Here is a 12,696-nt window from a genome sequence, read left to right on the forward strand (position 1 = left end):
CGCTTTAGATTACGGTCGAATGCTTCAGTCTGGATAGCAGACGGGCGGCGTCCTCTGCCTCCATCGGGCGGCCAAAATGATAGCCCTGGATCTTGCTGCAGCCAAGTTCGCGGACCATGGCCGCTTCATCGGCATTTTCCACGCCTTCGGCCGTGGTGTTCATGCCAAGACTCTGCGCCATCGCCACAACTGCGCGGATAATGGCGAGGCTCTCAGGATTATTCTGCGCGGCACCCTGCACGAAGCTGCGATCAATCTTGATTGTCGAAAAGCTGAGATTGCGGATATAGCCGAGCGAGGAATAGCCAGTGCCGAAGTCATCGAGCGCGATCGAGCAACCCAGCGCGAGGATTTCCTGCAAGGATTGTCGCGCCATCGCGGGATCGCGCAGAAAAATGCTCTCGGTCACTTCGATTTCAAGCCGCTCCGGCGGAAGGCCCGTGGCGATCAACGCATCGGCAACATTCCGGCTGAAATCCGGAACCAGCAATTGCTCACCTGAAACATTTACAGCCACCCGCATTTGGCTCGGCCAGTTTACCGCCTCACGGCAGGCCTCATACAGCACCCAATTGCCAATCGGTACGATCAGGCGCGTTTCCTCAGCCAGCGGGATGAATTTGGCAGGGCTGACCACCCCATGATCGGCACTATGCCAGCGTAGCAAGGCTTCGAAGCTGACCACATTTTCGCGCATTGCATGCACCACCGGTTGAAAATTCAACCGGAATTCCTTCCGCTCCAGCGCATGACGCAGCGACACTTCCAGCTGGCGGCGTTCCTCGGCATCGGCATGCAGAGAGGGCACATACGTCCGATGCGCCGCGCCTCCGGTTGCCTTGGCCCGGTACAGCGCCAGATCGGCATTGCGCATTAAGGTTTCGACCGTGGCACCGTCGCCCGGCCCGATCGCGGAACCGACACTCGCCCCGACAAACAGCTTATGCTGATTGACAGTGTAGGGTTCAGACAATGACAGGATCAGCCTGTTGGCAAAGGCCTCCACCTGAGCGCGGTCGCGCATATCACGCATAACCACGGCGAATTCATCCCCGCCCAGGCGCCCACAACTGTCATTTCCGGCCATCAGATCGCGCAACCGGTCAGAAACCTGGGCCAGCAACTGATCGCCTATCTGATGGCCCAGCGAGTCATTGATGGATTTGAAACGATCGAGATCGACCATCAAAAACGCGCATCGCGACCGCCACTGTTCTGAATAATGCAGGGCCTCCCCCAAACATTCGGTCAGTTGCAAGCGATTTGGCAGGCCGGTGAGCGTGTCATACCGAGCCATGTAAGCGATTTTTTCGTCGCTTTCCCGTTGCACCGTTACATCGGAACCAACGCCGCGATAGCCGGTAAAACGGCCATCATCATCGATCATCGGAGCGCCGGACAATTTCCACCAGCGACGCCCCTTGGGCAAATCGGCCTTTACCACCAGATTGGAGAAATGCTCCTTCAGCTTGAACTTTTCCGACAGCTGATGAAGGCTCGGCGCGAATTCTCCGCTCTCCCAGCTATCGCCGGCCAGAAGCTTGGTGAAGAGCTCCCCTTCCAGCTCCGATGCAGCGCGGCCCGTGGCAAAGGCGAAATGCCTGCTCGCTGCGCGGATGCGGCGGGACGTATCAAGCTCCCACAGCCAGTCGGCTTCATTATCTTCATATTCGCGCAACAGGAGCGACACCACTTCGCTCTTTTGTGCGACCCCTTCCTCCGCCAGACGCGCAGCGAGATAGGTTTTCCCGGCATTAACGGCGCCATAAATGCTGATTGCCACGAAGTTCAGCACTACCAGCGCGATAATCCAATCGCCTGAAACGGCAAAGGTGAACGCCGCAGTGCAGCCCGTCAGCACGCCGAAAATGATCGTGATAATAGGCGCGGAAGCCATAGCCGCCGCCGATCCCGCCATCAGCATGGCGATCAAGGTCCAAAGGGCAAGGTGATCCGCCTGCGACCCATGCGGTGCAAACAGCAGTAATGGAATGGCCCACAAAACCGAAATCAGGAACACAGATGCCGCATGACGATAAAATTCGTAAGCTGTCAGGCCATGTTTTTCGCACCCGGCCAGTGAGCGATCAACCTTGGCACCCACCCATAGCGCAATCAACAACCCGGCCATCCATGCAGTCAGCAGCGCGGTCGGAACCTTCGTAAGATATATGCCGATCGTGATAATCGCGGCGATGGCGTGCATCACCACTCTCATCACCGTGAGATCACGCAGCCGGGCATATTGAAGCCCGCGCACTGCCGACCAGTCCCCCTCTTCCGGTTGAGTAAGCCCAACCACGGCGAGCGATGACAGCCGCAAAGGAAGGCTTGGCAAAGAGCTTAAGGCATGTGTCACCCGCCTAGCGCTAGACGGGAAATGGTTATGGTCGTCTTAACGGGTCCTGCTCATCCGGCCTGGCGCGCCGCGGATCGGGGACGGCGCGAGCCTCGGATGAGATAGAGTGCGACCCCACATCCGAAGGTGAATAGAAGAACGTCCATCGCCCAAACAGATGCGGACGCGGAGCCGCCCGCAATGAACATCGCGTGATACAAGCCCAGGCTGATCGCCAGAATAGCTGTTGCCGCTTTGCCAGATATCGTGAGTACGCTTGCGGAAAGCACAGTCGCCCCGGCAAGCATGGCGAGCGTAATCGCACCCCAGACAGCAATCAAAAATGTATACGGCCATTCGGGCAACACGATCGCGCACAGCGCCGCAGCGGCGAGCCCAGCCGGCTGCCCCCAGACAACCGCCGCCCAGACGCTTTCCCAACCCGGCGCGGGGCGCCCCTTGTCGCGTCTGCGCACGAGCCAGATCTTGACGCCCCCCACCGCAAGGTAGGTCAGACCGAGACCGAGCAGGCCATAGGCAATTTTTACAATGCCGCCGCCGAACCAGCCAAAATGCAACGGACCGAGAGCACCAAAGACCCGCTCACCAAGCGAAGCCTTGGAAATGTCCTTATTATAGTAAATCTCAGCTGATCGGGTGAAGCCAAGGCTGCTGGTACCGGCAAGTGCCTGCTTGTCATCGATGTCGAAAATTGCGGCGGCCCCCATCTCGGTCGGATGCTCCACCGTAATACGCTCCAGCACTCCCTCAGCCGGAAGGCGTGCCAGCATCGGCCGCAGGTCGAGCACCGGCGCCTGTGCAGCATTTTCGACCGGTTCGGGCGGCGTGAACAAAGCATAGATGCGGGCGGTATCGCCATTGAACATTGCCATGCCCAATATGCCGACAATAATCGTCGTAAGGCCCAGAAATGCGCCGGTCAGCGATACGATAATATGGAAGGGCAGACCCCATACACCAATTCGGTTATGAAGATCCGCCTCCTGAAGTCTCTGCGATCCGCCAATCCGCAAATGAAAGGCGTCCCGAAAGATGCGCGGATGCGCACATAGGCCGGATATGAGCGAGGATAACAGCGCCACTCCGGTCATACCAACGATGAAGATGCCCCAGGACGACGGAAGATGCAGGAATATATGCAGCCGGATAATAAACTCGCTCCAGGCATTGCGCAGCGGCGTCAAATTACCGCTGGCATCGGCAACCCATTCTTTGTCACCATTTGCCGTATCGACATCGAGCGTTAGAAATGTCTGATCCGCCGACGGCATGATCAAACGAACGTGATGCACCTCACCGGATGACTGGCTGACTGCATTTTCGAGTGCCTTCTGAACGGCGTCAGGAGACATCTGTTCGATGTGTGGCGCCGCGGGATTTTCCCATGCGGTAAATTCATGCAGGAAAACGGACAACGTGCCTGACAGACACACGACATAGATCGCCGCCGCGAACGCAAGGCCGAGCGCGCTATGCCCTTTCAGCACAGCCTGCACGAAACCCGCAGGAATGCGCGACATCAGTGGCTGTTTCCCGGTCATGGTTTTTGCATTCGCGTTCATCCGAAACCCTTCAAGATAGAAAGACCGAACCCGAGCAGAGCGACAAGAGACAGCACAGCTGTCGCGCGCAGGATGCGGTTGTCAGCCAGCGTCCATGCCATGGCACCGCCCCACACGAGCGGGACGAGCATTCCCCCTATTACCAGCCGCGTATGCTCGGCCCCACCTGTCCAAACGGACCAGAAAATTCCCACCGCCATTGCTGCAATCATGCCGATGGGCCCGGCAAGCAACCAGCGCAGCGCGCTGCGCCACCAGCTTGGCTTTCGGTCAAGCGGCTCCGGCGCGAGACTCTTGCTGCGGCGCGCCTGCTTTGATTCCCGAACCACCATGCCGCTGGCCACAATGGCGAGCATGGCGACCGCCGCGATGGTAAAGCCGGTAAACAGGCCCCGCATCGTCCCCAGCGTCATCGCCCCCAATGCACATGCCGCGAGCAGGAGCGCCCATCCGCCAGCTTTCCACCTGCGCCCCCCATCGCCCCGCGCGCGCCACGAACGGCGGAGCGAGAGGCCGCCACCAGCCGCCAGCACCGCCATCCCCGTCATGATCGCCGCTTCGTTCAAAAGCTGGCTTCCACACCAAGGCCGACAATACGCGGCGCGCCCAGCACCGCCTGATTGGAGGCCGGATTCACATATTGGATATATCCCTCGTCCAGCAGATTGTTTGCGAAGACGTAGATCATCGCATCACCCAGATTATAACCGAGTTTGGCATTGACCACGGTCCGTTCAGCAACACGTCTCTGAACCTGGTCCACACCCGTCGTCGAAAAGACCGAACTGCGATAACTGGCATTGATGTTGCCGGTGAAGTCCCCACTGCGGACATTCGCCCCCGCCGCCAGCGTCCATTCAGGTGCATAGGCAAATTCCGCCCCCACCAGATCTGTCGTCACGCTGCCCTGATCCACTGTGAATTCATCAAATTTCGTCTTCACATGACCAACAGAGGCATACCAGTCAAAATTGTAATTCACGGAATGGGTGAATTCCACCTCGAAGCCATAGAGATGCGACTTGCCCGCATTCACCGTATTGGTGTCATAATTGTTCAGGCCGAAATTGACGCTAACTTGCTGGTCGGTCCAATCGATATAAAACGCATTGGCATTCAGGCGCACGCCATCGAGCGGCTGGGACCGCAGCGAAAATTCGTAATTCCATATATATTCAGGATTATAAGCCACTTGGAGCGAGCGCGCCGTGTTGGCGCTGGTGCCGCCAGAGCGATAGCCCCGCTGGATCGTAACGGCCGTACTCAGACGTGGTGACCATGTGTAATCAAGGCCGACTTTCGGCAGGAAGGCATCGAAATTGCGCGTTGATTTTGGTGTCGAAGAACCTGCCTGATCCACCAGCCCCTGCACACCGGCATTCAGGCCCGCAATTGCGGGGGCAAGTGCGCCGTAATCGGCCGGGTTGGGATAGGTGCCGGCAAAAGCGGTGGTTTGCAGGACTTCCAGCGTGTTCCTTTCATGATCGTAGCGGAATCCGGCAATCAGCGTCAGCTGGCTGGTCAAATCGATATTGGCATCGCCGAAAATGGCCATCGTCTCGATATTGCTGGGCAAATTGCTGGCATAATCGACGATGATGTTCGGCACCTGCTGCGCATACAGATCGACCGCATATTGCGCGGTGGCCTGATCCAGACCGCCATGAACCAGCATCCCCACAGCCGTCTCGACCGGCAACGGCACTAACGTGCGACTGCCCGTCCGCAGAACCTGATCACGATTATAGTAGAAGACGCCGAGCAAACCACTGAGCCAGTCCCCTTCATAAGAGAGGCGTAATTCCTGAGTGACGGACTCATAATCACGGTCTTGCGTACCGAAGGCACGATCCGCGGCAGTGCCGTCCCCGTCATATTGCCCATCCTCGGTCACATTGTTCCATGAGGTTACGCTCGTGAGCGAGAGGACAGAATTGATCTCGTAGCTGAGTTCCGCAGTGGCGATATCGACTTTGGAATTGAGAAAGTTTTCGACATTGGAGCGGTTTACGCGGTTGTCGAAATAATCCGGTTCGGCAAGATCAGCATAAATATACTGATACCCGCCATCACGCTCATAATGGGTGAAGCCCAGCTTTGCCTCAAAACCCGGCAGTGCCTCTGGCTCCCAGAGCAGCTTGCCGCGTATATTCAGTGCAGAGAGATCGTCCTCATAGGCATCACGCGTGGGGTTATAAATCAACCCCCGTTCATCACGGTAATCCGCCGTAACGCGGAAGGCGAGCTCGTCGCCGGCGATCGGCCCTCCCCCGGCGAACGATAGCTGATAGTCCTCCTCCAGAGTCCCCTTTATCTGTCCGCGTCCACCCCAGTAAAACTCAGGATCACGTGTGCGCACATGCACCGCACCGGCCAATGCATTGAGGCCCTGCAACGTCGATTGCGGCCCGCGGAATATTTCCACCTGAGCCACATCCCAGGTGTCGGTCGGTGCGGCATGCAGCACGGTGGTCGGCATCGGCGCACCGTCAATATAAACCGTTGCGAGCGCGCCATTGCCGCCCCCGGTCACCCCGCGATTGTTCATGCCGCGAATGGTAAAGCCATAGGAGCCGTAGGTTTCCGACACATTGGCCGTCCGGTTATAAACCTCCTGCAGTGTCTGAATATTCTGCTCGGCCAGCTGCTCGCCCGTGGTAACGGCAACGCTGGCCACGGTTTCCTGCAATGTCCGATTGAACTTCTCGCCCGTGACGATGATCGTATCCGCAAAAATGTCGGGGCTTGCAGCGTTTGCTCCCTCAGTCTGAGCCTTGTCGCGGCTGTCTTGAGCGTGAGCAACACAAGGCGCGATAGCGAGCAGGCTCGCCGAAGCGAGAAGAAGAATTTGTTTCATCAATGGACCCCTTTTTTCGAGGAGTCGGCTAGCTATGACGCTTTTGAAAGTCAATATCATTAACGGAATGACGCAGATTCTTTGAAGGTCTCATAACAGGCCTTCACCGCAATTTTACTCAGATAAAGCTTAGCCGCCTGAGATGCGGCAAACTTTTGCGAGCCCTGGAACGCCAGCCCGATCAACCGGACGCGACCGAGGAGCGCTATCCGTCATCGCGCTTATTCTTGAAAACCGGACCCTCGAACTCGTTGAGCTTCCAGCTCCTGTGCTTATTGCGAACCAGCGTCACTTCGTCGGCATCAACAACAAGATGCAAGGACGATGTCACGACTGCCAGATCGTATCTCCCGACGCGGGGTGATCATCAGTGTCATCGGTCGCTTCAGTCCGGCTGGTGGGTCAGGACTGAAAGCGGTGTAGCTCGCACTTCAGGAACTGGATTGACGCTCACAGCGATATGTAATACCATAACGCATTCCTCCAACGCTGGCCTAATTACCTTTTGAACAAATCACTTGCCCAGCCTGCGCCGGTTTCCCTGCGTACCGCACTGATCGTGCTGGTTGCGCTGGTTCTTCTTGTTCAGTCGCTGCTCGTCGATACTCATCTGCATAACATTGCGTGGGGGAACAACGTATCATTCGTTGCCCCGGTTGACGAAGCGACAGCATCGCTGAGCCCGGATGACGAACATCGCAGTTCGAAATGCCTGCTTTGTGAGGAGCAGCAAGACGCGGGGGATTATACGAATCCACCCCCGCCATGGCACCTCCACGACAATCCGGCTCCGTTCCAGATTCACGGCCTGCCAACCCTGGCCGTATTCGCGCTACGCAAGAACCGAATACCGCATCACCCCCGGGGACCGCCCGTCTTCAAGCCTTGAATGTGAGATCCTGCGCCCAAGGCGCAGTTCCGGCGCACGCAGCAACTCTGCGTGATTGCCCGCAAAGGTTTATGGAGACTATCCAAATGCGTAATACCCTCCTCGCAGGCGCAGCCCTCGCTGCCCTGACCCCCACCGTTGTCTACGCACAGAGCGATTCAGCACCCGCACCGCAACCGGCACGCGAGAACAGCGCACACCGCGAAATCATCGTTACCGCATCCCCCTATGCCGTATTTCAGGATTCGACGGCTGCGATCGTCGCCAAGGTCGACCGCGGCCAAATCGTCGAAAATGGCGGCGCCAGCATTGCCAATGCTCTCTCCAATGTGCCCGGCGTTGCCGCAACCGGTTTCGCCGCAGGCGCCAGCCGGCCGATCATCCGCGGCATGGACGCCAACCGGGTCCGACTTCTCGAGAACGGAACCAGCGCCTCCGACGTATCCGACATCGGCCCTGATCACGGGGTGCCGATTGATCCGCTATCCGCGCGCAGCATTGAGGTCGTACGCGGCGCTGGCACTCTGCGTTATGGTAGCCAGGCGATCGGCGGCGTCGTGAATGTGCTGAATGATCGTGTGCCGATGACATTACCGGACAAGCCAATTGGCGTTGAGCTCAACGGTAATTACGACACCGTTTCCAACGCCCCCGAGGCATCGGCCCTGATCGATACTGCGGTAAACAACTTCGCGCTGCACGCCGACGGATTCTATCGCCACGCCGATGATTACGACACACCAGTCACGGAGAGCACACCAGACGGCAAGCTAGACAACTCTTTCGCTCATGCGCACGGCGGCTCGCTGGGCGGATCATACTTCTTCGGCGGTAGTCACATGGGCGTGGGCGTCACGCAATATGATGCGACCTACGGAATCCCGGCCGAGGATGCGCACATCGATATGAAGCAGACCAAGGTCATGACGCGCTCTTCATTCGATCTTGGCGGTGATCGTAAGCTGACGCTGGATGGCAGCTATGCCAATTACAAACATAGTGAGGTCGAGGCAGACGGCGAAATCGCGACCACGTTCCGCAACAAGGAATGGGATGTCCATCCCGAGTTGCTGCTCGGCGCCTTAGGTCCGCTCACCAATGTGGCCATCGGCGGCGAATATATCCATCGCAAGTTCTCAGCCGTGGGCGAGGACGCAAGCTACCTCTTCCCGACGCTGACCGAAAGCGAGGCCGGATACATTTTCACCGACATGCCATTGGGTGACTCGGTCAACTTGCAGGCCAGCGGCCGCATCGAGCATGTGAGCGTCGAGGGCACACCGGTGAGCGATGTTTTCACCAAAGCCAGTTTCACGCCCGTCAGCGGCGCAATCGGTGCTTTGTGGACGGCGACACCTGCACTCAAGCTTGGCCTCACCTTCTCCAGCACCGGCCGTGCGCCCGCACAGACCGAACTGTTTGCGCGCGGTGGGCATGACGGGCCGCAAACCTTCGAATTCGGCGATCCCACGCTCGGGATCGAACGCGCCAATTCGCTCGAGGCAAGCGTGCGTTTCGACCAGGGCCAATTCCATTTCGACGGCAGCCTCTACAGCACGTGGTTCAACGACTACATCTATGGCGACCTCACAGGGCGGACCTGCGATGACGACGGCGTGTGCGTCGCAGGCGATGCCAACGAGCTCAAGGAACTGTTCTATCGCCAGCAGAATGCGCATTTCCGCGGGCTTGAAGGCGAGGCGTTCTTCGACATGGTGCAGTCCGATAGTGGAACCTTGCAGCTGCATGTCCTGGGTGACTATGTGCGCGCCACCTTCGACAATGACGGGGGCAATGTTCCGCGCATTCCGCCCTATCGCATTGGCGGCGGTGTGAAGTGGAAGGGCGACAGCCTCGATGCCGGGATGGATCTCACCTATTTCGGAAAACAGGACAAGTTCGGTGCTTATGACACGCCGACAGACTCCTATTACAATCTGAACGCCAGGATCGCCTGGCGGCCTTTCGAGCAAAACCAGGGCGTAGAGTTCGCGGTCGTGGGTCAGAATCTTACCAACGACGTTCAACGCGATGCGGCTGCACTCAACCGGTCAGAGGTCATCATGCCCGGACGCAACGTGCGCTTCGTGGTGCGCATGGCGATGTAGAACCCAACCTCCTGTCCGGTGCCATAAGTATCGGACAGGCAAGGTACTTCTGCAAAGATCATCCCCGCGTACAACTTGCCAGACCTGCAGGCGCTGGACCTGATCACCGAAAGCTGCGAGCTCGCGAAAACCTCAGCTTCTCTTTCTGAACCACCAGAGGCGGCCAGTAAAAGCATCGTCACTTAGCGCGGCGATGTTGAGAATTATCATACGCTTGTTCAGTAGTCTTGGCGCACAGTTCAGCCCCTCTGGACACACGGATATAAGCTTCTATATGATACGATATATTGTAACCTATCTGATCGAAAGCGCCCATGCCCCAGCTTGATAACCGCCTCCCCGTCACCGTGCTTTCCGGCTTTTTAGGGGCCGGCAAGACGACCACGCTCAATCACATTCTGTCGAATCGCGAGGGCCGGCGTGTCGCCGTGATCGTGAATGACATGTCCGAAGTGAACATTGATGCCGATCTCGTGCGTGGGGGCGATGCGGCGCTTGCACGGAGTGAGGAAAGCCTGGTCGAAATGACCAATGGCTGCATCTGTTGTACGCTGCGCGACGATCTGCTCGAAGAGGTCCGCAATCTGGCAGAGGCCGGGCAGTTCGATAGTCTGGTGATCGAGAGTACCGGGATTTCCGAACCACTGCCCGTAGCGTCAACCTTTTCCTTCCGCGACGAGGACGGCAAATGTCTGGGTGATGTCGCCCGGCTCGATACGATGGTCACCGTGGTCGATGCCCTCAACCTGCTGGCCGATTATTCGAGCCAGGACTTTCTGGAGGATCGCGGCGAAAGTCTGGGTGAAGATGACACGCGCAGCCTTGTCGGATTGTTGGTCGAACAGATCGAATTTGCCGATGTGGTCATTGTGAACAAGGCCAGCGCCGTGTCCCCGCAGCAACTGGCCGTGGTCAAGAAACTGGTGGCATCGCTGAATGCCGACGCGAAGATCATCACCTGTGACCACGGACAGGTGCCGCTGACCTGCGTGCTCGACACGGGGCTTTATGACGAAGAGAAATCAATCCAGCATCCGCTCTGGGCAAAGGAGCTGTATGGTTATGCCAACCATCAGCCCGAGACGGAGGAATATGGTATCGAAAGCTTCGTATATCGCGCGCGGCAGCCTTTTAATCCTGCCCTCTTCCACGCTTTTCTGACGGAAGATGGGCTCGACAATGTGGTGCGGGCTAAGGGGCATTTCTGGCTTGCCAGCCGGCCGCAATGGTTGGGCGAGCTGGCCGTCGCGGGGGCACAGACGATGACGAACCGCATGGGCCTGTGGTGGGCCAGCGTTCCCAAGAACCAATGGCCCGACGATCCCAGCTTTGCCCAATTCGTCATGGAGCATTGGCATGAGGAATGGGGCGACCGCAGGCAGGAACTGGTCTTTATCGGCATCGGGATGGATGAAGCGCGCATTCGTGCCCGGCTTGATGCCTGTCTCGTCCCGGCAAAGCGTTTTACACCGTTGGAATGGCAGGATATGCATGACCCCTTCCCCAGCTGGGAACAGCAGATCCCAGCCGCCTAGATACACCCTCGCAAGCTTTACGGAACACACTTGGCAGGCGGCGCGGCGCGTGCAGTGTGATCGCTCTGATCCCGGCAGAGAGAACCGGGGGAGTATGGACGTTGATGGACATTGTTATCCCACTGGGCTTTGCCGCCCTATCCGGTCTTGCAACTCTGGCCGGAGGACAGCTGGCGCTCACCATCGTGCGACGCCAGTCGATACTGCTGTCTCTTTCTGCCGGCGCGATATTTGCGGTCGCGCTGGTGGCGGTCCTGCCCGAAGCCATTCATCTGGGACGCGGCTTCTGGCATGTGTCAGGCCTGCTCGCCATCGCCGCGCTCGGCTATGCCGCGTATCCCCTCCTCAACCGGGCGCTGGAGGCAGGCGGAAACGGGATTGCCAACCATGGCGGCCCCTTTAGTTTTGCCCTTCATGCGGGGCTTGGCGGCTTCATCGCGGCGGTCGGTTTCGGCCAGTCCGCCCATGCCGGGCTGGTCATGGCAAGCGCAGCCATCGCGCACGGAATAGCGCATGGCATAAACACTGTCGCACTCGCCAAAGCACCGGGCCTCTCGCGGCCCGCAACGGCGCGCTGGCTTGTCATCAATGCCTCCGCACCGATGCTCGGCGCATTGCTGGCTTTGGTCGTCCGGGTGGATGAGACGATACTTGCCGCTATCATGGCCGTGCTGGCGGGCGTGTTCCTCTTCATCTCTTCGCACAGCCTGTTTCCCCGGACCGGAAGTGCCGGTGTCAGGGACCATGTCGCCGTGGCTATCGCGATCGTGGTCGTCACTGCCTTCGCCCTGATCGCAGGCCACTGACGTGATCGTCAGGGGTGGATTGAGCGCGCTGTAACAGGCCGTGACGTCAGTCACATCGCTGCGACAACCCGAATGCTATTCATGCCGGCCTTGCATCCTTGAGAACATAGAAGATGCCGCTTTCGTCATAGCCGGTGAGTTCGAGCACGCCGGTCACGACAATTGGGTCATTCCCTGCCAGCGGAAAAGCCTTGCTGGCCTTGATTTCGATATATTGATTGGGCGCGGCGTGGAAATGGAACGGACAGCCCGGCGGATAGGCCATCAACAGAAAATGATCCTGTGTGCGTCCTGGCTTGAAGGCATCCATCCAACCAGCAACCTTGATCCGCTTTCCCTCCAGCTTTTTCACATTCGGAGTGAAGACCGGCTTCGATATGATGTAGCCTTCGGCATCCTTCCGCGCGATTTCCTTTGTCGCCTCCAGCGTTGCCCATGAAATGCCCCCCTTCGGCGTGGCGGCCGGTTTCCAGATATCGCTTTGCTGCTGCGCTGGCATCTTCTGTTCGCGGATCGCATTGGCGGGTGTGGACAGCAGAACCACGGCGGCGGTGGCCGCAAGGAATGCTCGAAGATTCAT

The 12,696-nt window shown here is 58.3% G+C and carries 9 protein-coding genes; 4 read left to right on the plus strand and 5 right to left on the minus strand.

Going from position 1 to position 12,696, the window contains the following annotated elements:
* Positions 1 to 4: 4 nt before the first annotated feature.
* From GRI91_RS10525 to GRI91_RS10540, 4 genes are read right to left on the minus strand one after another with little or no spacing between them, the layout of a single operon-like run.
* On the minus strand, positions 5 to 2,359 hold the full coding sequence (locus GRI91_RS10525; protein ID WP_337190359.1) for a putative bifunctional diguanylate cyclase/phosphodiesterase: 2,355 nt from the start codon (positions 2,357 to 2,359) through the stop codon (positions 5 to 7).
* Between the two features lie 50 nt (positions 2,360 to 2,409).
* Entirely contained in the window at positions 2,410 to 3,921 is a 1,512-nt protein-coding gene (locus GRI91_RS10530; RefSeq protein WP_237437794.1) for a PepSY-associated TM helix domain-containing protein, read from the minus strand.
* On the minus strand, positions 3,918 to 4,487 hold the full coding sequence (locus GRI91_RS10535; RefSeq protein WP_237437795.1) for a hypothetical protein: 570 nt from the start codon (positions 4,485 to 4,487) through the stop codon (positions 3,918 to 3,920). The genes GRI91_RS10530 and GRI91_RS10535 overlap by 4 nt, the downstream gene beginning before the upstream one ends.
* Positions 4,484 to 6,778 (minus strand): TonB-dependent receptor, encoded by a 2,295-nt coding sequence (locus GRI91_RS10540; protein ID WP_160736629.1) that lies wholly within the window; start codon positions 6,776 to 6,778, stop codon positions 4,484 to 4,486. The genes GRI91_RS10535 and GRI91_RS10540 overlap by 4 nt, the downstream gene beginning before the upstream one ends.
* Positions 6,779 to 7,283: 505 nt before the next feature.
* On the opposite strand from GRI91_RS10540, the gene GRI91_RS10545 reads away from it, so the two are divergent.
* The 4 genes from GRI91_RS10545 to GRI91_RS10560 all read left to right on the plus strand — a co-directional run bounded on the left by GRI91_RS10545 (position 7,284) and on the right by GRI91_RS10560 (position 12,116).
* Positions 7,284 to 7,667 carry a hypothetical protein gene (locus tag GRI91_RS10545; RefSeq protein WP_160736630.1) on the plus strand — a complete coding sequence of 128 codons (384 nt, stop codon included), beginning with the start codon at positions 7,284 to 7,286 and terminating at the stop codon, positions 7,665 to 7,667.
* A gap of 86 nt (positions 7,668 to 7,753) precedes the next feature.
* Positions 7,754 to 9,775 carry a TonB-dependent receptor gene (locus tag GRI91_RS10550; RefSeq protein WP_160736631.1) on the plus strand — a complete coding sequence of 674 codons (2,022 nt, stop codon included), beginning with the start codon at positions 7,754 to 7,756 and terminating at the stop codon, positions 9,773 to 9,775.
* A 314-nt stretch (positions 9,776 to 10,089) separates the two neighbouring features.
* Entirely contained in the window at positions 10,090 to 11,310 is a 1,221-nt protein-coding gene (locus GRI91_RS10555; RefSeq protein ID WP_160736632.1) for a GTP-binding protein, read from the plus strand.
* Positions 11,311 to 11,414: 104 nt separating this feature from the next.
* The gene (locus tag GRI91_RS10560) at positions 11,415 to 12,116 is read left to right on the plus strand and encodes a ZIP family metal transporter (protein WP_160736633.1); all 702 of its coding nucleotides are present in this window, start codon (positions 11,415 to 11,417) and stop codon (positions 12,114 to 12,116) included.
* A 79-nt stretch (positions 12,117 to 12,195) separates the two neighbouring features.
* On the opposite strand, the gene GRI91_RS10565 is transcribed toward GRI91_RS10560, so the two are convergent.
* Complete coding sequence (locus GRI91_RS10565; protein WP_160736634.1) at positions 12,196 to 12,696, minus strand: DUF3299 domain-containing protein; 501 nt, start codon at positions 12,694 to 12,696, stop codon at positions 12,196 to 12,198.

This window comes from Altericroceibacterium endophyticum, assembly GCF_009827595.1.
Lineage (GTDB): Bacteria > Pseudomonadota > Alphaproteobacteria > Sphingomonadales > Sphingomonadaceae > Altericroceibacterium > Altericroceibacterium endophyticum.